The sequence below is a fragment of the Streptomyces sp. NPDC006529 genome (assembly GCF_040611795.1).
Lineage (GTDB): Bacteria > Actinomycetota > Actinomycetes > Streptomycetales > Streptomycetaceae > Streptomyces.
The window spans coordinates 1-17,946 of the sequence record NZ_JBEXPB010000080.1; the positions used below are offsets into that span (position 1 = coordinate 1).

21 protein-coding genes and 3 pseudogenes are annotated in these 17,946 nt (G+C 71.8%); 13 read left to right on the plus strand and 11 right to left on the minus strand.

Annotation, left to right across the window (positions count from 1 at the left end):
* Window positions 1-40 precede the first annotated feature (40 nt).
* The 4 genes from ABZY31_RS30285 to ABZY31_RS30300 all read right to left on the minus strand — a co-directional run bounded on the left by ABZY31_RS30285 (window position 41) and on the right by ABZY31_RS30300 (window position 2,891).
* Complete coding sequence (locus tag ABZY31_RS30285) at window positions 41-379, minus strand: STAS domain-containing protein (RefSeq protein ID WP_356416743.1); 339 nt, start codon at window positions 377-379, stop codon at window positions 41-43.
* Window positions 376-1,668, minus strand: coding sequence for a SpoIIE family protein phosphatase (locus ABZY31_RS30290; protein ID WP_356416745.1), 1,293 nt, complete (start codon window positions 1,666-1,668; stop codon window positions 376-378). Before ABZY31_RS30290 ends, ABZY31_RS30285 begins: the two co-directional genes overlap by 4 nt.
* Window positions 1,668-2,471, minus strand: coding sequence for an alpha/beta hydrolase (locus tag ABZY31_RS30295; protein WP_356416781.1), 804 nt, complete (start codon window positions 2,469-2,471; stop codon window positions 1,668-1,670). The genes ABZY31_RS30290 and ABZY31_RS30295 overlap by 1 nt, the downstream gene beginning before the upstream one ends.
* Window positions 2,472-2,552: 81 nt before the next feature.
* Window positions 2,553-2,891, minus strand: coding sequence for a nuclear transport factor 2 family protein (locus ABZY31_RS30300; protein ID WP_356416747.1), 339 nt, complete (start codon window positions 2,889-2,891; stop codon window positions 2,553-2,555).
* Window positions 2,892-3,049: 158 nt separating this feature from the next.
* On the opposite strand from ABZY31_RS30300, the gene ABZY31_RS30305 reads away from it, so the two are divergent.
* Window positions 3,050-4,102 (plus strand): Lrp/AsnC family transcriptional regulator, encoded by a 1,053-nt coding sequence (locus tag ABZY31_RS30305; protein WP_356416749.1) that lies wholly within the window; start codon window positions 3,050-3,052, stop codon window positions 4,100-4,102.
* A 59-nt stretch (window positions 4,103-4,161) separates the two neighbouring features.
* Window positions 4,162-4,488 (plus strand): hypothetical protein, encoded by a 327-nt coding sequence (locus ABZY31_RS30310; RefSeq protein WP_356416751.1) that lies wholly within the window; start codon window positions 4,162-4,164, stop codon window positions 4,486-4,488.
* Window positions 4,489-4,556: 68 nt separating this feature from the next.
* On the opposite strand, the gene ABZY31_RS30315 is transcribed toward ABZY31_RS30310, so the two are convergent.
* Entirely contained in the window at window positions 4,557-4,997 is a 441-nt protein-coding gene (locus ABZY31_RS30315; RefSeq protein WP_356416753.1) for a hypothetical protein, read from the minus strand.
* Window positions 4,998-5,122: 125 nt separating this feature from the next.
* Between ABZY31_RS30315 and ABZY31_RS30320 the strand changes: the two genes are divergently transcribed.
* Window positions 5,123-6,307 carry a spore photoproduct lyase family protein gene (locus tag ABZY31_RS30320; RefSeq protein ID WP_356416754.1) on the plus strand — a complete coding sequence of 395 codons (1,185 nt, stop codon included), beginning with the start codon at window positions 5,123-5,125 and terminating at the stop codon, window positions 6,305-6,307.
* On the opposite strand, the gene ABZY31_RS30325 is transcribed toward ABZY31_RS30320, so the two are convergent.
* Entirely contained in the window at window positions 6,295-7,017 is a 723-nt protein-coding gene (locus ABZY31_RS30325) for a 2-phosphosulfolactate phosphatase (RefSeq protein ID WP_356416756.1), read from the minus strand. The two genes, ABZY31_RS30320 and ABZY31_RS30325, sit on opposite strands and share 13 nt — an antisense overlap.
* Window positions 7,018-7,381: 364 nt before the next feature.
* On the opposite strand from ABZY31_RS30325, the gene ABZY31_RS30330 reads away from it, so the two are divergent.
* Window positions 7,382-7,804, plus strand: a complete 423-nt coding sequence (locus ABZY31_RS30330; RefSeq protein WP_356416758.1) for a carbohydrate-binding module family 20 domain-containing protein — start codon at window positions 7,382-7,384, stop codon at window positions 7,802-7,804.
* Window positions 7,805-8,159: 355 nt separating this feature from the next.
* On the opposite strand, the gene ABZY31_RS30335 is transcribed toward ABZY31_RS30330, so the two are convergent.
* Window positions 8,160-9,212, minus strand: coding sequence for a hypothetical protein (locus ABZY31_RS30335; protein ID WP_356416760.1), 1,053 nt, complete (start codon window positions 9,210-9,212; stop codon window positions 8,160-8,162).
* A gap of 122 nt (window positions 9,213-9,334) precedes the next feature.
* Here ABZY31_RS30335 and ABZY31_RS30340 point away from each other — a divergent pair, with 122 nt between their 5' ends.
* A complete protein-coding gene (locus ABZY31_RS30340) occupies window positions 9,335-9,790 on the plus strand; it encodes a hypothetical protein (protein ID WP_356416762.1) in 456 nt (151 codons plus the stop codon).
* 247 nt (window positions 9,791-10,037) lie between these two features.
* Here ABZY31_RS30340 and ABZY31_RS30345 read toward each other — a convergent pair.
* Window positions 10,038-10,262: pseudogene (locus tag ABZY31_RS30345) on the minus strand (DUF4345 family protein); the annotation flags it as partial.
* A 6-nt stretch (window positions 10,263-10,268) separates the two neighbouring features.
* Here ABZY31_RS30345 and ABZY31_RS30350 point away from each other — a divergent pair.
* Both ABZY31_RS30350 and ABZY31_RS30355 read left to right on the plus strand, forming a co-directional pair.
* A pseudogene (locus tag ABZY31_RS30350) lies at window positions 10,269-10,715 on the plus strand (TetR/AcrR family transcriptional regulator); the annotation flags it as partial.
* Window positions 10,716-10,845: 130 nt separating this feature from the next.
* Window positions 10,846-11,721 carry an oxygenase MpaB family protein gene (locus tag ABZY31_RS30355; protein WP_356416764.1) on the plus strand — a complete coding sequence of 292 codons (876 nt, stop codon included), beginning with the start codon at window positions 10,846-10,848 and terminating at the stop codon, window positions 11,719-11,721.
* Window positions 11,722-11,806: 85 nt separating this feature from the next.
* Here the strand turns inward: ABZY31_RS30355 and ABZY31_RS30360 are convergent, their stop codons facing one another.
* Window positions 11,807-12,313: an STAS domain-containing protein gene (locus ABZY31_RS30360; RefSeq protein ID WP_356416766.1), complete on the minus strand. Its 507-nt coding sequence runs from the start codon at window positions 12,311-12,313 to the stop codon at window positions 11,807-11,809.
* A gap of 231 nt (window positions 12,314-12,544) precedes the next feature.
* On the opposite strand from ABZY31_RS30360, the gene ABZY31_RS30365 reads away from it, so the two are divergent.
* The 4 genes from ABZY31_RS30365 (at window position 12,545) to ABZY31_RS30380 (ending at window position 14,725) form a co-directional block, all read left to right on the plus strand.
* Window positions 12,545-13,132: a CchlQ gene (locus tag ABZY31_RS30365; protein WP_356416768.1), complete on the plus strand. Its 588-nt coding sequence runs from the start codon at window positions 12,545-12,547 to the stop codon at window positions 13,130-13,132.
* Window positions 13,133-13,303: 171 nt separating this feature from the next.
* Window positions 13,304-13,762: a DUF3995 domain-containing protein gene (locus ABZY31_RS30370; RefSeq protein WP_356416770.1), complete on the plus strand. Its 459-nt coding sequence runs from the start codon at window positions 13,304-13,306 to the stop codon at window positions 13,760-13,762.
* Window positions 13,752-14,276, plus strand: coding sequence for an RNA polymerase sigma factor (locus tag ABZY31_RS30375; protein WP_356416772.1), 525 nt, complete (start codon window positions 13,752-13,754; stop codon window positions 14,274-14,276). Before ABZY31_RS30370 ends, ABZY31_RS30375 begins: the two co-directional genes overlap by 11 nt.
* Entirely contained in the window at window positions 14,273-14,725 is a 453-nt protein-coding gene (locus tag ABZY31_RS30380; protein ID WP_356416774.1) for a hypothetical protein, read from the plus strand. The genes ABZY31_RS30375 and ABZY31_RS30380 overlap by 4 nt, the downstream gene beginning before the upstream one ends.
* Before the next feature lie 24 nt (window positions 14,726-14,749).
* Here ABZY31_RS30380 and ABZY31_RS30385 read toward each other — a convergent pair whose 3' ends face one another.
* Together ABZY31_RS30385 and ABZY31_RS30390 are read right to left on the minus strand one after the other, a co-directional pair.
* Window positions 14,750-15,409 (minus strand): GNAT family N-acetyltransferase, encoded by a 660-nt coding sequence (locus ABZY31_RS30385; RefSeq protein ID WP_356416776.1) that lies wholly within the window; start codon window positions 15,407-15,409, stop codon window positions 14,750-14,752.
* An 87-nt stretch (window positions 15,410-15,496) separates the two neighbouring features.
* Entirely contained in the window at window positions 15,497-15,835 is a 339-nt protein-coding gene (locus ABZY31_RS30390) for a MerR family transcriptional regulator (RefSeq protein ID WP_356416777.1), read from the minus strand.
* 1,068 nt (window positions 15,836-16,903) lie between these two features.
* Between ABZY31_RS30390 and ABZY31_RS30395 the strand changes: the two genes are divergently transcribed.
* Together ABZY31_RS30395 and ABZY31_RS30400 are read left to right on the plus strand one after the other, a co-directional pair.
* Window positions 16,904-17,512 carry a hypothetical protein gene (locus ABZY31_RS30395; RefSeq protein ID WP_356416779.1) on the plus strand — a complete coding sequence of 203 codons (609 nt, stop codon included), beginning with the start codon at window positions 16,904-16,906 and terminating at the stop codon, window positions 17,510-17,512.
* Window positions 17,513-17,543: 31 nt separating this feature from the next.
* Window positions 17,544-17,946: pseudogene (locus tag ABZY31_RS30400) on the plus strand (hypothetical protein); the annotation flags it as partial.

Below are 17,946 nucleotides of genomic sequence, written 5' to 3' on the forward strand. Positions count from 1 at the left end.
GCCGGGACCCGCGGCCGCGGTGCGCCTCGGGGACCGGCCCTCAGAAGCCGGTGCGGGACTCGGTCTCGGAGCGGAGGTGGAAGACCTGGGCCAGGCCGACGACGCGCAGCACCCGGAGCGTGTCGGCCGGGACGCCTTCGAGCGTGATCCGGGCGTCCGCGGCGAGGGCGCGGTTGCGGGCGGCGATCAGGGCGCTGATGCCGCTGGAATCGCAGAATTCCATGCCGGTGAGGTCCAGTACGAGGCATTGCCCCGGCGTGAGGGGGAGCGCGGCGGTGAGGTCGCGCAGCTCGGCGGCGGTGTCGAAGTCGAGTTCCCCGATGACCCCTACGACCGGGCCGGCCGGTGTGTTCCGGACGGTGATGTCCAGTCGGCTCATGTCTGCTCCCCGGTCGTAGGGCTGGCGGTGGAGGCGCCCAGGGCGAGGAGGGCGGTGTCGTCGTCGAGGCCGTCACCGAACTGGTCGAGCAAGCCTGTCAGTGCCTTCATCAGGGCGGCGGGCGACTCGCCGGCATGGTCGGCTCCGAACCGGCACAGGGCTTCGTCCCCGTAGAGAGCCGAGCGGCTCCTGCCGGTACGGGCTTCGGTGAGGCCGTCGGTGTACAGCAGGAGGGTGTCGCCCGGCTCCAGGGTGGTGGCGGCCGAGGTGAAGGGCGCGTCGGGCAGGATGCCGACGAGGAGTCCGCCGGGGGTGGGCAGGAAGTCGGCGCAGCCCTCGGCGCGGCGCAGGACCAGGGCCGGCGGGTGACCGCCGGAGGCGAGGTGCACGCTGACGCAGCCGGTGGCCGGGTCGGGTTCGAGGATGCCGACGATGGCGGTGCAGTAGCGGGGGTCGCCGCTGCTGTAGCGCTCGTGGAGGACCCGGTTGAGCGTGGACAGGGCGGAGACGGGATCGGGGTCGTGCATGGCGGCGGCCCGCAGGGTGTAACGGGTCAGGGAGGTGACCGCCGCGGCCTGGGGTCCCTTGCCGCACACGTCGCCCAGGAAGAAGGCGAAGCGCGTCCCGTCGATGCGGAAGACGTCGTAGAAGTCGCCGCCGAGCCGGTCGGGCGACGCCGTGCGGTAGTGGGCGGCGATGTCCAGGCCGGGGACGTCCGGGAGGGAGTCGGGCAGCAGGGAGGACTGGAGCGCGGCGAGGGCGTCCTGGAGCCGGGCCCGGTCCTGCTCGGCGCGGTGGCGCGCCTCTTCGGCGACTTGCCGGGCGCGCAGGAGTTCCTCCTCGTAGGCGCGGCGGTCGCGGGAGTCGAAGAGCGTGGTGCGGATCAGCAGCGGGTCGCCCGTGGTCCCGTACTTGACCTTGGAGGAGGCCAGCACCGGCATCCGGGCGCCGTCGGCCTGCTTGACCTCCAGGGCGATGCCCCCTATCTCGCCCTGCATGCGCAGCAGCGGGGCGAAGTGCGTCTCGTAGTAGAGCTTGCCTCCCACGCTGAGCAGGTCGGTGAAGCGCAGGCGGCCCACCACCGCCTCGCGCTCCAGGCCGAGCCAGTCCAGCAGAGTCGCGTTGATCTTGGCGATGGTGCCGTCCATCAGGGTCGACAGGTAGCCGCACGGGGCGCTCTCGTACAGCTCCTCGGCACTGTCCTCCAGGAGCGCGGCGAACACCGCCGCGTCCGTCGTCTTCCCGTCATCGGCTTCGTGGGGGTCGGGGTGCTGCCCGGTGCGGCACATCACCGCAGGCCCGCGAGGAAGCCGGTGACCGCCTGGTTCGTCGCTTCGGGCGCGGACAGGTGCGGGCAGTGGCCGGTCGCGTCGAGCGTGACCAGCGTCGAGCCGGGGATCGCCCGGTGGACGAAGGCGCCGACCTCGCGCGGGGCGATGGCGTCCTGGGTGCACTCCAGCACCAGGGTGGGCACGCTCACACCCTTCAGGTCGTCCCGGGAATCGGACAGGAACGTGGTCCGGGCGAAGACGCGGGCCATGTCCGGGTCGGTGGCGCAGAAGCTGTTCGTCAGCTCCTCTCCGAGCTCGGGGCGCTCCGGGTTCCCCATGATCACCGGCGCCATCGCCCCCGACCAGCCCAGGTAGTTCGACTCCAGCGAATCGAGCAGCTCGTCGATGTCCTCGGCGCTGAACCCGCCCCGGTACCCCTCGTCGTCGATGTAGCGGGGAGAGGGGGCGATCATCACCAGCGCGCCGATGCGCTCCGGGGCGATGCCGGCGGCCAGCACGCCGACCATCGCGGAGACGGAGTGGCCCACGAACACGGCGTCGCGCAGGTCGAGGGCCTCGCAGACCTCGACGACGTCCGAGGCGTAGCCGTCCAGTCTGGAGTAGCGCTCCGCGCTGAACGCAGTCAGATCCGAGCGGCCGGATCCTACGTAGTCGAAGAGCACCACCCGGTGGTCCGCGGCGAGTGCGGGCACGGTGAACCGCCACATGTTCTGGTCGCAGCCGAACCCGTGAGCCAGCACCACCGGCCGTCCCTGCGGGTTGCCGGTGACGGTGACGTTGTTCCTGCGCTCGATATCCATGTCCGTCAGTCTCTCAAGCATCGTCCGCCTCCTCGACCCGGCATCGTCCCACTGCGCGCGGGCTGCCGCGCGCCGGACTGCTCAGCCGAGGAAGTCGACGCGGTCGATGAGGCCTTCGCGCACACGGTAGGCCACCAGGACGCGGACCGGCTCGGCGGCGAGGCCGTGGGCGACTTCGTGGTCGACCACCCAGTCGCCTTCGCCGAGCCGCCCCACGATCTCCGCCCGGCAGCGGCCTTCGGCGAACTGTCCGGCGTACCGCTCGCGCAGCGCCTGCCGGCCCCGCAGTCGGCTGCCGTCGGCCCGGCGGATCGTGACGTCCTCGGCATAGGTGGCGACGAACGCGTCGATGTCGTGGCTGTTGTAGGCGGCGAGCTGCTGCTCGACCACGTCGCGCGGTGCGGTCATGTGCTCGATCATGTCTTCCTTCGTGAAGGGGCAACCTGCCCGGGCTGGTGAAGGGGCAACTTGTCCCAAGCGATCTTGTTCCGCAATTCTGGGTCCAGCCGCAGGAACACCATGCGATATCGCACGATCGCGCCACCAGGAGGCCCCTCGATGAACGAACCAACCGGCCGGTGAGCGTGACGGGCGCCGATGTGACCGTGGACGAGCTGGACCTCGCCCTGGTGAACGCGATGCAGCTGCGGCCCCGATCCCCTTGGGCACTGCTCGGCCAGACCCTCGGCATCAGCCCGGTCACCGCCGCCCGCCGGTGGCGACGACTCTCGGAGGCCGGGATCGCCTGGGTGACCGCCTACGGGCTGCCGCACCCGGAGGACCGCGGTTGCATCGCCCACCTCGACCTCGACTGCGCTCCCTACCGGCTCCGGCGGATCGCCGCCGACCTGGCCGAAGACCCGCACGTGATGAGCATCGAACACGTCTCCCAGGGCTGCGACCTGGCCGTCACCGCGGCCTTCACCGACCTGTCGATGGTCTCGCGGTACACCGCCGAACGGCTGGGACGGCTCCCGGGGGTCACCGGCGTACGCGTCCACCTGTCGACCGCCGTCTACGCCGAGGGCATCCGCTGGCGACTGGACTCGCTGGATCCCGCCCAGCGCGGGGAACTCCACGACGATCACGCCAGGGGTCACGGGACGCCCTCCGCGGTACGGGCCGACATCCGGGAGGAGGACCGGGAGTTGCTCATCAGGCTGGGCGTCGACGGCCGCCTCGACCAAGCCGAGCTGGCCGCCGCCACCGGGCTGAGCCCCTCCACGCTGCGCCGGCGCCTCAACCGGCTGGGCGCCTGCGACGCGATCCGGTTCCGCTGCGAGATCGCGGCCCGCGACGCCGGCCGACCGGTCCTGGCCACCTTCCGGGCCGACCTTCCTCCCGACCGGCTCGACGAGGTCGGCCCCCGGCTCGCCCGGCTTGCCGAGGTCCGGTTGTGCGTTGCCGTCACCGGCCCGCACAACCTCGTCCTCTCCGTCTGGCAGCGCTCCCTCGCCGACGTGCAGCGGCTGGAAGCCGCACTCGCCCGCAGGTTCCCCGACCTGCGGGTGGCGGAGCGCCGCGTGTCCCTGCGCACGGTGAAACGGATGGGCCGGATTCTGGACGCGGACGGACGCGCGGTCCGCGCCGTGCCGATGGACATCTGGCGGGATCCGGTGCCGGTTCCGTGACGGTCGAGCCGACCGCAGTCTCGACCGCCCGTCGTCCCGAGCGCCCGTAGGCTCGGGCCGTGCACGAAAACGAGATCAAACTCAAAGCCATCGCAGCGCTCACCGCCCTGCGCGCGGACGTCGGCGAGGGTTTCGCCTCCGAACTCCTCGCCGAGGTCACCCCGAGCCACTTCCTGGTGCCGGCGGAAGGCGACCCGGAAGACATCGGCAGCGCCGTACTCACGCAGCTTTCCGCGCCCCTGAGCGCCCTGGTCAACGGCTTCATCGCCGCCTTTGCCGCGGTCGCCGCCGCGTACGACGAAACAGGCGCGGAACCGGGCACGGACGAGATCCTCCAGGAACTCGCTCTCCGTCTCGCCCGGGAGGACGGCGAGCAGTCGCTCTGACCACGAGCTGACCGACTCCCCGGGCACGGGCCCCGCGTGGGCACGTGCGGGCGCGTGTGCTTCCCCGGTCAGCGGCGACCGGCGGCCAGCATGACGAGGAACTGGCCGCCGCCCGGCTGGACCTCGGCGGTCACCGGCAGCCCGGGGACCAGCCGGGAGAAGCGGTCCACCAGCCAGTCCGCCGCCTCCTGGGCGTCCTTCTTGGTCGGGCACCGGCCCACCGTCTCGCGGCCCCCCTTGCGCTCCAGCCGCTCGGCGACGGTGATCAGCGGCGCGGGTTCGACCACGTACAGGCGCTCGGGCCAGGCGATGACCACCTTGACCGCGCCCTTGCGGGTGTTGCAGCCGCGGTGCGCGAGCCGCTCGGGGACCTTCGCCTTCCGGTCGGCGGTCCGGCTGTCCACGCTGGGGCCCCGCGGGTCGTTCACCGACTCGTGGGGGTCGACCGGCTCGTCACAGACCCAGCACTGCCAGCCGTCGCGCTCGGCCACATCATCAAGGAGACTCATCCGAGAAAAGTAGCCTGCCCGGCCGCCACCCGCGTACGAGGGCCCCGGCACGCTCTCGCGATCCGACGGCCCGGTCGTCCCGTGCGGACCGGGCTCGGCGGGGCGCGACGTCCTAGAGTGCACGTATGGACCGCGAAGACGAGGGCGATGGTGCGCTGTTCTCTCTGGAGGACCTGCCGGCGGGAGCCGACGGCTACGGCGCCCCGCGGTCCCGCCCGCTCATCGGCCCCTCGTTCCGCGACTCCCCCGCCGCGCGCCGGATGCTCTCGGTACGCGAGATCCACGCCGAACCCGCGGCCGCGGCCTCGCCCCGCGGGCGGCAGGTCCTCGCGCGGTTCCCGGACGCCCGGGTGATCGACGTGGACTCGCACTGGCGCATTCCGCAGCTGCACGGGAACGAGGGCAACCTCGACCGGTGGGTCCGCATCAAGAGCGAGGTCCTGGTCCTGGGCGAGAAGAAGACCCTCACCACGCGGCCGAACGGCAGATCGGCCGACTGGATCGCCCCGGGCTCCGCGAACGGCTGCGCGATGGCGTGCGCCTACTGCTACGTTCCCCGCCGCAAGGGGTACGCCAATCCGATCACGGTGTTCACCAACATCGAGCAGATCATCGCCCACCTCGGTCGGCACATCGCGCGGCAAGGACCCAAGCGCGAGGCCAACCAGTGCGACCCCACCGCCTGGGTCTACGACATCGGTGAGAATAACGACTGCTCGGTCGACGCCCTCATCTGCGAGAACACGGCCGACCTCGTGCACGCGTTCGCCCGCTGGCCCACGGCCAAGGCTTCCTTCGCCACCAAGTTCGTCAACCCCGATCTGCTCCTGCTCGACCCCCGCGGCCGCACCCGGGTGCGCTTCTCCGTGATGCCGCCGCAGGACTCCCGGGTGCTGGACATCCGTACCAGCCCGGTGGAGCAGCGCATCGCGGCGGCCGCCGACTTCCTGGAAGCGGGCTACGAGGTGCACTTCAACCTCTCGCCCGTCGTCATCCGGCCCGGGTGGGAGCACGACTGGGCGGAACTGCTGCGCCACATGGACGACGTGCTGCCCCGCGCCGTGAAGGAGCAGGCGGCGGCAGAGGTGATCATGCTGACGCACAACAAGGAGCTGCACGACCTGAACCTGGCCTGGCACCCGCGAGCCGAGGACATGCTGTGGCGCCCCGAGCTCCAGCAGGCCAAACGCTCCGAGAACGGCAGCTGGAACGTCCGCTACCGCAACGCCGACAAGGCCGCCGCCGTCGAGACCGTCGGCCGCCTTGTCGCCTCCCACGCCCCGTGGCTACGGATCCGCTACGCCTTCTGATCACTCGGGATGCCGGAGGGACGCAGGACCATGAGGGGGCCTTCCGCGGTCGCCACCAGCGCGAACGGGAACCGGTCGAGGTCGAGGCACAGTGCGATGTCATCGGGATGGACTCCCTGGCGCCTCCCGTCCGCCAGTTCGGCCGCCGCGCGCGACTGGGCGGCTCGGCGGAGGAACTGCGCCGCGCCCGTCCCCGACTCGGTCGCCCCGGTCCCGGTCACCCCGGTCCCGGTCACCCTGTGGGCGATGTATTGCGCACACGCCAGATCCTCGTCGGCCCGCCCGTCCTCGCCGGTGACCACGAAGGTGACGTCGTCACCGCCGTGCGTCCGCAGAAGTTGAGCCGTCGCCTCGGCCACCACGAAGCTCGCGCACAGCACCAGTGACGCCTCCTTGACCGCCAGGGCGCCGACCGTCCCCGCGGTGGTCTTCTGCACGAGGGTCCGACCGCGGAGGTCGGCGGAGCGCAACATGCCCGGCGAGTTGACGAAGTCGAACCCGGGGGCGGGCGGCCCGTCTTTCAGCGCCACCCAATCCGGGTGCCGGGACGTGAGTTCCAGGGCTTCGTCGAGCGACTCGGCAAGAACGATCTTCTCGGCACCCCGTGCGAAGGCCCAGGCGGCCACGGTGAAGCAGCGCATGACGTCCACCACGACCGCCACGGAAGGGACGTCGACCAGATCAGGGATACCGAGGAAACGAGTCTTCATGCCGGTCATGATCGCGCACGGGATCTTGGGGCGGAACGGCTGTCTGACGATGCGCGGTGGACGTTGCACGAAGCGCTCGTGGACAAATCAAGACATCGACCGCTCGCGTCAGCAGTGGCGGGGGGAACGGTCTTACGCGACGGTCGGGGCGGTCACCTGGTCCTCCGCTGGGAAGCCGAACTTTTGGCACGTTGATTGAAACTTCTTGCAGCCCCTAAAGCGAGTCTGAGCAGGCACTTAAGCGCACGTATCGACAACGTCTGAAAAATCCTTCACTTACTTGCGCAAGGTGGGAGGCCTCATGAGGATGGGGTCGCGTCAGGGCCTGACACACCTTTCCACTCTCACCGAAAGGACGTTCCCCATGGACCGCAATCACCCTCGAACCCGCCTGCGCCTGGGTTTCGCGGCCGTACTCGCCCTGCTCCTCGGGGCGCTCATGGCTCCGCCTGCGCTGGCCGCCCCGACGGCGGCCGCGGCCGCGCGGGATAGTTCCGTCGTGGCCACGTTCAACGTCGCCACCTACACGCAGTGGGGCCAGCAGGTCTACCTGACGGGCAACAGCCAGGAACTCGGGTCGTGGAACCCGGACAAGGCGGTACCGCTGTCCTCGGCGACCTACCCGACCTGGTCGGCGACCGTGGTCCTGCCGGCCAATGCCCACGTGGAGTACAAGTACATCATCAAGGCCGTCAACGCTCCGGTCATATGGGAGAACGGCCCCAACCGCACCACGGTCACCCCGCCGACGGGGGCCTACGTCACCCATGAGGCCTTCCGGAACTGACCACCGCAGCGAGGGCCGGGCGGACACCGCCCGGCCCTCCAGGCCCCCTGACAACGGAAACCCCACCACCACAGAACAGCAGGTGCCGCCATGGGCCAACATGTACACATCCGCCTCAGGGACGGCATGGACATATCAGCGACCGGTGAGCTGGTGCCTACCACTGCCGGTGGGCGAGCACCTGGACCGAGACGTACCGGGTCGAGGGCCGGGAGCCGGACGCACTGCCGGGTACCTGAGGCGTCCGAAGCGCCCGACCCGATCGTCCGTGAGCATTCCCTCGTCCAGGTCCACGTCGCACTGCTCCGCGTTTGCCGCGCCCGGCAGGGTCGTGCGGTAGGAGAACTTGCCCGTCCTACCGGAAAGGACTGACACGCATCCGGCTCGTCCGGCAGGCGGGTCGCGTCCGAAGCCAGTACGAGCGGGCCGCGACGGTCAGGGCGATGCCATAAATGGCGAAGGCGGCCATCCCGATCCAGCCGACCAGCAGCGCGTCGCCCGCGGAGTGGAAGTCACCTCGCCGCATCGTCACGACGCCGGCCGCGACCAGTGCCAGATACCCGACGCCCACAACGCCGTACGGCGCGAGCGTGGCAGCGCCGAGCAGAGCCGGGGCGAGCGGGAGCCAGCGCGGCACCCGTCGGCCGCGCAGGAACAGAGTCCAGCACGGGAAGACCTGCCCCCACGGCCGGACCAGGCCCCAGAGCAGGAAGACGCCGAGCGCGGCCAGCAGCGCGGTGGGGTCCAGACCCCAGGACTCCAGGGTGAGGAAGATCCCCGAGGCGCCGTTCCGCTCCGAGACCGCGAGCATCTCCTCGCCGGTGATCCCCGCGAACGTGCCGCCGGACGCCCAGACCAGCTTCATCGCCGCGTACGGGACGAACGCCAGGGTCCCCGCGCAGGGGGCACGTCGGACGAGCCGCGATGCAGCGGCCGACGCTCGTACGGCAGCACCGGAGGACAGGCGGCCGGACCGGGCCATGGCCGCGAGCAGGACCGCCCCGGCCGCCGCCAGGGCCTTGTTCGCAGCGGACGCCCGGCTGTCCACGCCCTGACCGAGCATCAAGGTGATCACATCCATCAGCAGGCCGAAGGCGGTGATTGCGGCAAGCCCGCAGCCCACCCAGAGCAGCACCCGTAACGCCGGCCGCAGCCCGTACCGCATCACCGCGGCGCCGACCAGCGTCACCAGCGCGCCCACCGCCATGACCACCCACCCCGTCCCGGAGGCCCTCGAACCGCCGCCGGGGTGGAGCAAGGAGGTCAGGGCGGTCCCCCTCAGCGCGCACGCCAGACCGAAACCGGCATACAGCACCCCCCACAGCACCGTTGCCCGGGCCACCCAACACGGCCATCGCTGCCACCAGGCGCTCCAGAGCGCCTGCACCGTCCGTTCACCACTGGTCATGCTCTGAACGTCGCACCGACCGCGGCGCGGCGGCGTCAGCCGCCGGAGTGATCCCCCTCCCCCGGCCGGGTGAGGGAGAAGCGCGTGCGATCAAGAGCTGCGGTCTGCTTCATAATCCGGCCGTGGACATATCCGATGAGGGACAGCCGCTCGATCCCGCCTGGCATGAGATCAACAACAACGTGTGTGGGGGCCTGGCAGGCGCCCCGAGTGCTTCGTTCGTGGCTGAGCGGTTCATCGGGGCAGGCTGGAGTTCCAGGTCGGCGTCGTGGGAGTCGTATGAGGTCGAGACCGGCTGGTGCCGCATCGAGGTGGAGCCGACCTCGGGCGACACGCTCCTGTACGGAGTCGTCGATCCCCAACGGTTCGAAGACCTGGCCGCACTGCTGACCCGGTTCGGCCTGCGGTTCAGTGTTGAGCTTTATGACCAGGAGGGGGAACTGCTGAGGGAGATCGAAGCTGAAACTCCGCCAGAACCTCAGGACGCAGCTCCCGCTCGTCGGCCGTACAGCCGGCTACTGACTCCGCTGAGGCTGTGGTCGCGGCGAGGCGGTGGGCCTCGGTTCAGGGCCGAATGATGTGCTCATGTGGACCCGCGTCAGCGCGGCCGGTCACCGAACCGCGTACGGCCCTCCGGCTGGGCCTCACATCCGAGCCGACGGACTGCGGGGTGCGCCCGGCGGAGGCCCTCCCGCGGGGAGGGCGGGAGGGACGCCCGGGCCGGCCGTGGCCGGTGCCCCACACCGTAGGGCCGGGGGCCGCCGCTGCGGAAGGCATATGCCAGGACTCGCTCGGATCCCCCGGCCGCTCCCTCGGCCGATCCGGTCACAGCGTCAGCCGCCGCGCCCGCTCGTCCGCGTCGCTCAGCCAGAAGTACACCGGAGGCAGGGCGAGTTCGATCGCGGTCAGCACGATCTGGAACCAGTGCGGCCGGCCCGCCACGGCCGGCGACAGCAGTCGGCTGAGCCCGCCCAGCAGCATGAGGCCGGCCAGCCACCGCACCACGGTCGCCGGGATGGGCGTCTGCCTGGCCGCCCAGATCCAGGCAAGCGCGACCTGTTCGCCGCGGTGTACCAGCAGGCAGCCGACCAACTGCTCGCCAGGACCCGGTTCGACCCCGCGCAGACCCTCGTCGAGCAGCTCGTCCAAGGGTTGGACGCGCACCTCGACTACTTCATCGCCAACCGCAACGCGGTGCTCGCCGCGAACCGGGTGCTCGCCGGTGACCCGGTCATCCAGACGATCATGACCAACGAGCTCGACGCCCTGCGCGCACGCCTGCTCAACGTGCTCCCCCTCGCCGACGAGGCCGCCCGCGACGCCGTGTCCGGCGTCCTGAAGAGCTGGCTGGTGTTCGTGCAGGTCCTCTGCGTGGACTGGCTGACGCGGGAAACGTGCGGCCGTACCGAACTGCGCGACGTCTGCATCGGCGCGCTGCTCGGCGCCGTCCGGCCACTCCTCGCCACCGATCCCGCACCCGACTGGCAGCCCGGAGGTCCGTGAGACGCCTCGGTCGGGCTGCCCCGTCTTGCCCCCGAGCGGTGTGCCGCTGGGGCTCCCGGGCCGCCCGCGCCCGGACGGGTGCATGCGCCGCGCGGCGATGGGCCGGGCTCGCGGTGGGTAGGACCCCTTCATGGACACGCTTGCGGCCGGAGGCCGGCACCTGCGCGAGCGGCTCGGCTCCGCGCTGTTCAGCCGGGTCGCCGGACCGTCGGGCCCCGACAACCGCGCTCGGATCCACGGTGCGCCGGGGCCGCGCTGGTTCGGCCCCGACCGGCCCATCCGCCGGGTGCACGGCGACGCGTCGATGTTCATCGGGGGCCTGAGCGCGCTCCTGTTCCAGTCCTTGCACCCGCTCGCCATGGCCGCCGTCGCGGCGCACTCCGGTTTCCGCGGGGACCCGTGGGGCCGGCTGCAACGCACCAGCACGTTCCTGGCCGTCACCACCTACGGCGCCGCGCAGGACGCGCAGGACGCCGTCGACCGGGTCCGGGCGGTGCACGAACGGATACGGGGCACCACCGCCGCGGGCGAGCCGTACCGGGCCGGCGATCCCCACCTGCTGGGCTGGGTGCACGCGGCCGAGGTCGACAGCTTCCTTCGGGCGCACCAGCGCTTCGGCGCGCGGCCCCTGGACGCGGCGGGCTGCGACGCCTACGTCGAGGACACCGCGCGGGTGGCGGCGGCGCTCGGCGTGGTGGACCCGCCCCGTGACCGGGAGGCGCTGGCGACCGTGCTCGCCGGGTACCGGCCGGAGCTGCGGATCACGCCCGAGGCCCTCGACGCGGCGCGCTTCATCCTCCGCGAGCCGCCGCTCCCCCGGGCCGCCCGGGCCCCGTACGCCCTGCTCGCCGCGAACGCGGTGGCCCTGCTCCCGCCGTGGGCTCCCCCGCTCCTCGGCTTGCGCACCGCGACGGGCCCGCGGGAGACCTGCGTACGCCTGTCGGGGCACGCCCTGACGCGGACGATCCGGTGGGCGATGACCCCGCCGCCCGCACCGGCCCACTAGCGGGTGTCTGTCGGGTCTGCGTCGCGACGGCGCGGAGATGCACCAGCCCCCCTGAGCCGGTCCCGCTTCGACGGCCGTCGGGAGGTCAGGCCAGGGACGCACCGAGGGCTGCGGCCCGGGCTCGTTCGCCGCGTTCTTCGATCAGGCGCCGGAAGCCGGTCACGGCGTAGCGGCCGCCGGTGGCGGGGCCCGGTGCGGGGATGCCGGCGGCGCCGGCCATGAGCTTGGCGGGCTGCGTCTGCCATCCGACGACCAGGACGCGCAGGCCCAGGCATTCCGCTCGCCGGTGCAGGTCCAGCAGCAGGAGCAGCCCGGATGTGTCCATGAACGGCACCCGGTGCAGGTCGACCATGAGCACGGTGACGGTGACGGTGATGCCGTCGGCCGCGTCCGTGATGACGCCGCTGCCGCCGAGGTCGGTAGTGGCACCAGTGACCAGGCCCGCGATGGGGCCGGTGAGGGCGGCGCCCGGGCGGTCAGCCAGGGCCGCGTGCATGACAGGTGCCGCTGCCATGTCCAGGTCTCCGCTGAAGCTGACGAGCAGGGTGGTGCCGCGGCGCTCGGCCTCGGCGGTGAACGCGGAAATCAACAAGGGCCCTTTCCTCACGTGCCGACCGGGTTCCCGGCCGGAGCGTGCCCATCCTGGCGCGGCAGGGGGCCTCGGCCCGGTGCGGCACGCCATGCATGCCGGGGGCACCCCGAAGCGGGGCCGCCTGCGGCCCATCCACTCCCCCCGCCCCCGGCCGGCGCCGCCGTCGGGCATGATGCGGGACGGGCGCCGCGGGGGGCGCCCCGCGGAACACCGGCGCGGGGGGACGTACGAATGGAGTGGGGAACGCTGGTCGCCACACTGGGCGGTGGTGTGATCGCGATAGCGGGCACGGTGCTGGCGGACCGCTTGCGCACCCGCCAGGAGCACCGCCGCGCGCTTCAGCCGCGCCGTCGGGACGTCTACACAGAGTTCATCGCGGCGGCGGGAGCGGCCCACACCGAACTGCGCCACCTCGCGCAGAACGGCGCCGGGACGACCGGCTTGGAGGAAGCGAGCCGCCTGGCGCTGACGGACGCGCGCGTATACGAAGTGCGCGAACGCCTCTTCCTCGACGCCAGCGCCCGGATCGCGGGCGCCGGCCAGACCATGTTCGAGCGCCTGCGCGCCCTCCGGAAGGCGGTCGCCGCGGGCGCCGGGATCTCGGCCCCCGCGTTCCACGACGTCTACCACCCCTACCTGGACGCCGTCTGGGCCTACCGCGAGGCGGTTCGCGAGGAGTTGGAGGGCCGCACCCTGAGCCCGTCCGACTTCGGCTGGTCCGTGTGGGACGGGCGCGAGCGCTGCGCACACTGCGCGGGACGCGGGACGGAAACGGCGCCCGGGTCGCCGGGAACGCCCGGGACGCCCGGGGAGCACTGACCCGTCTCTGCTCCGGCCCTTCCCCCTCCCCCGAGCCGGAAGCGGCCCGCGGGTCGGCCCGGGGGCTGAGGTCCGTACGTCGGTCAAGAAATCGCGGAGTCCGAGGGAACGTTTTGCCCGCGCCGCTCCTCCTCATGCCGACCGGAAATCCACCGCCGCACAGGAGGACCCATGCCGTACCGGCCCCCCACCCCCAGCGCCGCGCCCACCGGGGCCGCCGCACTCGTCGCCTCGGTGCTCACCGCGGACGCCGCGCTGCACTTGTACTGGACAACGGGTGCCACCTGGCCCGCGGCCGACGACAGGAGCCTCTCCGCGGCGGTTCTGGGCACGGACGTGCCGTTCACACCACCGATCCTGCTTCCCCTCGTCGCCCTGCTCCTCACCGGCGCCGCCTTCGTCCTCGCCCACTCCCGCCGGCCCCGGCACCCGCTCCTGCGACTGGGCACGCTGGGCGTGGCCGCCGGTCTCGCGCTGCGCGCCCTGGCAGGCGTCTACTGGCTGTTCACGAAGGATGCCGGCACCGCCTTCCACTGGCTCAACCTCATCCTCTACACCCCCCTGTGCGCCGTCCTCGCCGTCGCCGCCCTGCGCGTCGCGCGCTGGAAGGACGCGGCCCGTGCCCGATGAACGATCCGACCAACGATCCGAAGGCCGGACGGTCCGCCTCGTACGGGCCGCCCAGCGCGGCGACACCCTCGCCATGGCCGAACTCCTCGACGTCCTCGCCCCGTACGTGGGCCGCGTCTGCGCGCCCATCGCCCTCGGCCACGGCGCGGACGCCGCGCAGGAGACGCTCGTAGCGGTCTTCACGTCGCTGCGTACCCTCAAGGACCCGGCGGCACTGCACGGCTGGGTCCGCTCGATCGCCGTGCGGGAGGCGATCCGTACCGCGCACCGAGCCGCCCGCACCGTACCCGTCGATCTCAGCGCGCTGCCCGCCCGCGGAGATCCCCAGCTCTCCGCCGACATCACGGACGTACTGGAACGGCTCTCCCCCGAACACCGCGCGGTGCTGATGCTGCGTGACGTCGAGGGCCTGGACGAGCGCACCGCGGCCGCCCTGCTCGGCGTGCGCACGGGCACTGTCAAATCGCGGCTGCACCGGGCCCGCGACACCTTCCGGAAGGCGTGGACGTCATGAACGAGCTCTGGCCCAGCACCGATCCCGACCCCGTACGCCGCCTGCGCGCCTTGGCGGCGGGGGTGCGCGGGGCGCACGTGACCGAGGCCTACGTCGACGCTCCCTTCGCGCGGGTCTGGGAGCTGCTGGGCGACCTGGAGGGCGGCTTCGGGCAGGTGGTGCCCGACATGGAGCGGTTGCGCGTCGTCGCTCGGCACGGCGAGCGCGTGGAGGCGAAGGTGCGCAGCAGGTACGGGATGAGGGCACGGCTGCGCGGGGTGCAGCGGCCCGGCTGGTGCTGGCTGCAGAGCCGGTTCCTGCTGGTCGGCGTGGCGGCGGCGCCGGAAGGTGGCGGCACGCGGGTGGCGTTCACGGGCGGGGTGCGGCTGCCGACCCGTGCCGCGCTGGTTCCCGTGGGCGTACGGCGTGAGGGGGGCCGGAGCGTGCGGCGCCTTGCGTCGTTGCTGTGACCGGGCGCGCTCGGCAGTCGGCGCTCACTCGGCGAGGGCGGCATCCGAGGGCTCGTACCAGAGGCTTGCCATGGGGGAACGCGTGGTCCAGCCCAGCGAGGAGTACAGCGCGCGGCCGTCGGGCGTCCCGACCAGGACGCCCGTGGTCGCGCCGGCCTCGTGAGCGGCGCTCTGCAGCGAACGCATCACCAGGCCGCCGAGGCCCTTGCGCTGATGCTCGGGTGCGGTCTCGATCTGGTCGACCACCACGTGGCCGCCTGCCCGGGCGATCTGCCCTCGGGCGGCGAAGTGCCCTTCGCGCGTACGGACCAGTACCCGGGTGACGCCGCCCCGGCTCCAACGGGTGAGCGTGTAACCGGCCGGCGCCTGCGCGCGTTCCGGCTTCAGTCGGCAGGTCATCAGAAAACCGGCACCGGCGTGCCGCCAGCCCGCCCCGAGCCAGGGCAGGACCACCTCGTCCTCGGCGAACAGCTTGAGCCACGTCCCGGGCGCGGTCGTCGCTGCGGCGATCTTGCGCACGTCGGCCTCGGTCGGCTCGGGCAGCACGTGCCGGGCGACGTGCGTGGGCTGCCCGACGTCGATCGTCCAGCCCCAGGGCTCGTCGATGGGGTCCGAGCTACCGCGCGAGACGACCCAGCCGTCGATCCACATCCGCACGAGTTCAGTGAGCCCGGTGTCCGACATCGCTGCCCATCCCTCTGAACGGTAATAGCTACCAGTGATGAACGAACCTTACGGGAGAGGGGCGGTGGTTGACCACGGCGCTCAGGCTCACGCCACGGCCGTGCTCTTCGCGGAGCCCGCGGCGCGCCGGTGTTCGGCGTTGATGCGCTGGGCTTCTTCGAGCTGGTCTTCGAGGATGACGATGCGGCAGGCCGCGTCGATGGGCGTGCCCTGGTCGACGAGTTCGCGGGCGCGGGCCGCGATGCGCAGCTGGTAGCGGGAGTAGCGGCGGTGTCCGCCCGGGGAACGCAGTGGGGTGATCAGGCGGGCCTCGCCGATGGCGCGGAGGAAGGCTTGGGTGGCGCCGAGCAGTTCGGCGGCCCGGCCCATGGTGTAGGCGGGGAAATCGTCGTCGTCGAGTCGGCCGAGGCTGTCCTCTGCGGTCATCACACCTCTCTGGGGAGCACGTTGAGGGGCCCGGGTGCCTGTGGCACCCGGGCCCCGAAGGAACTGCTACACCATCTGCCGGCCTTGATACCGCGCCGGCCTTCTGACTCCGCAGGCCCGACCCGAAAGCTGTCGGCCGTACGGGGATCGCTGATGCGTGACCGGAGACCACCTCACTATCGATGTCCTGCGGCACCCGGACTCGCGTGGCGTCCGGGCGATCCTGATGGCGCTTCCGCTCCTCCGTTCATCCCTCTGGGATCACTGACTCGTCAAACCGGTACTGCAACTGCACTACTGAACTGCTGCATGTACTGCTGGGTACTGCGTACTGCTCGTGACCTCTGTCAGCGCCACGCTTCGACAGCCAGCCCCGTCGCCCATCCTGCGTCTGCTCTGGCTTAGAACCCCACTGCCGAACTTCCCGGTGCGCGCGCCCGCAGCCGACGCCTTCACCGAGGTACCACTCCACTGAACTCCGCTGCGAGGTACCACTGGCGGCGGCCCCTCATCACTGCGGGCCACCCGGTCCGGTCGTCAGCCCCGTCGCCGTCCTGCAACTGCCCTGGCTTCGACACTCCACCACCGCACCGCACTGCTGTACTACAACTACCTGTACTGCAACTACTTGTACTGCTGGTACTTCTTGCCGGGCAGTTCGTGTCTGCCCGGCCCTGCGGTCTTTCTGGCTACGAGAGAAACCATAACCACAGGACTGGCAGATGTCTACCGCGACCACGACAGATTTCTGCGCAGCTGCTGAGTAGGTAATCGTTGCCGTCCACGACCAGGCACACCTCGCATCGCGGGACGACACCTGCGGGCCCACCGTCCGCCACCCGGGACTTCGCGGTTCGGCCCCGCCCGGCCGGGGGCGGCCGGTACCGTCCCGCTCATGACGGTCACCGCGCGCAGGCCATCCCCCCGCCCGACGTCCAACCCCCCGGCCGGGCGCCCCACCACTCGCCCCGCGCCGGACAAGAACCCCCCGTTCCCGCCCGACCCGCCCCAGTCGGCACCCCGGAACTGAACGGCATGCACTGATCCCGGGGGTCGGAGAATGAGGCCATGACTGAAGCACTTCGGGCACTTCTGCCGCGCCGCCGCACCGGGGAAGAACCCCTCCACCTGGACGGCGCCGCCCACGGGAACCTTCTCGGCTTCTGGGCGTGGGCGTACTCGGGCCTGGCCGGCAACACGCTCCGCGGGGCGCTGGCCGAGTACATCGTCGCCCTCGCGCTCGACGCCTGCGACGGCACCCGGTTGGGCTGGGACTCCGTGGACATCCGGCTGCCCGGCGGCCTGCAGGTCGAGGTCAAGTCGGCCGCCTACCTTCAGGAATGGGACCAGCAAGCGTTGACGGCGGTCTCCTTCTCCATCGCCCCCGCGCAAGGCTGGAACGCCGTTACCGGAGAGGCGGATCCGGCGCGCCGCCGCCGGGCGGACGTGTACGTTTTCTGCCTCCTCAGCCACCAGGAGAAGACCACCCTGGATCCCCTCGACCTCGCCCAGTGGACCTTCTACGTCCTTCCCACCTCCGTCCTGGACGAGCACCGGCGCCACCAGCGCAGCCTCACGCTCGCCTCGCTCCTCGCCCTGGACCCGGTGCGCACCGGATTCCCCGGCCTGCGCTCCGCCGTCGTCGGCGCGCGGCAGCCGGAGGGGGATGCGCGTTGACGCGGAAATAATTAGCTGCCATATTACTCTCATGCCTCAGAACGCCGCTCGCGACGACGCACAGCCGACACTGGATCAGGCCGCACGTCAGATCCGGAGCTACGGGCTGTCCGCCGATCCGCAGGCCGTGCTGGTCGCGGTCCGGCTGATGGCGACGGGCGCTCGGCTCGGGCAGGCGGCCGAGGTGCACTTCGGCAGGTTCGGCCTCTCCACCGGCCGGTACCGGCTGCTGGCCGATCTGGAGGACAGCGGGGGCGAGAAGTCGCCCTCGCACCTGGCGGTCGGGCTCGGCGTATCGCGAGCCACGATCACCGGGCTGGTCGACGGCCTGGAGCGGGACGACCGGCGCGGCCCACCCCGCCAGCGCACCCCGGACCCGGGATCCGATCAGGGGCCCGCGGGGGACCGGGTCCACCGGCAGCAGCACCGCGAGC

What these genes read in the sequence shown, in the direction of transcription:
- ABZY31_RS30315 (WP_356416753.1), bottom strand. Translation starts at nt 4,997, where the DNA reads ATGAGTCTCCTTGATGATGTGGCCGAGCGCGACGGCTGGCAGTGCTGG.
- ABZY31_RS30380 (WP_356416774.1), top strand. Translation starts at nt 14,273, where the DNA reads ATGAACGAGCTCTGGCCCAGCACCGATCCCGACCCCGTACGCCGCCTG.
- ABZY31_RS30395 (WP_356416779.1), top strand. Translation starts at nt 16,904, where the DNA reads ATGACTGAAGCACTTCGGGCACTTCTGCCGCGCCGCCGCACCGGGGAA.
- ABZY31_RS30325 (WP_356416756.1), bottom strand. Translation starts at nt 7,017, where the DNA reads ATGAAGACTCGTTTCCTCGGTATCCCTGATCTGGTCGACGTCCCTTCC.
- ABZY31_RS30385 (WP_356416776.1), bottom strand. Translation starts at nt 15,409, where the DNA reads ATGTCGGACACCGGGCTCACTGAACTCGTGCGGATGTGGATCGACGGC.
- ABZY31_RS30355 (WP_356416764.1), top strand. Translation starts at nt 10,846, where the DNA reads ATGGACACGCTTGCGGCCGGAGGCCGGCACCTGCGCGAGCGGCTCGGC.
- ABZY31_RS30390 (WP_356416777.1), bottom strand. Translation starts at nt 15,835, where the DNA reads ATGACCGCAGAGGACAGCCTCGGCCGACTCGACGACGACGATTTCCCC.
- ABZY31_RS30285 (WP_356416743.1), bottom strand. Translation starts at nt 379, where the DNA reads ATGAGCCGACTGGACATCACCGTCCGGAACACACCGGCCGGCCCGGTC.
- ABZY31_RS30330 (WP_356416758.1), top strand. Translation starts at nt 7,382, where the DNA reads ATGGACCGCAATCACCCTCGAACCCGCCTGCGCCTGGGTTTCGCGGCC.
- ABZY31_RS30300 (WP_356416747.1), bottom strand. Translation starts at nt 2,891, where the DNA reads ATGATCGAGCACATGACCGCACCGCGCGACGTGGTCGAGCAGCAGCTC.
- ABZY31_RS30370 (WP_356416770.1), top strand. Translation starts at nt 13,304, where the DNA reads ATGCCGTACCGGCCCCCCACCCCCAGCGCCGCGCCCACCGGGGCCGCC.
- ABZY31_RS30295 (WP_356416781.1), bottom strand. Translation starts at nt 2,471, where the DNA reads ATGGATATCGAGCGCAGGAACAACGTCACCGTCACCGGCAACCCGCAG.
- ABZY31_RS30290 (WP_356416745.1), bottom strand. Translation starts at nt 1,668, where the DNA reads ATGTGCCGCACCGGGCAGCACCCCGACCCCCACGAAGCCGATGACGGG.
- ABZY31_RS30365 (WP_356416768.1), top strand. Translation starts at nt 12,545, where the DNA reads ATGGAGTGGGGAACGCTGGTCGCCACACTGGGCGGTGGTGTGATCGCG.
- ABZY31_RS30335 (WP_356416760.1), bottom strand. Translation starts at nt 9,212, where the DNA reads ATGACCAGTGGTGAACGGACGGTGCAGGCGCTCTGGAGCGCCTGGTGG.
- ABZY31_RS30320 (WP_356416754.1), top strand. Translation starts at nt 5,123, where the DNA reads ATGGACCGCGAAGACGAGGGCGATGGTGCGCTGTTCTCTCTGGAGGAC.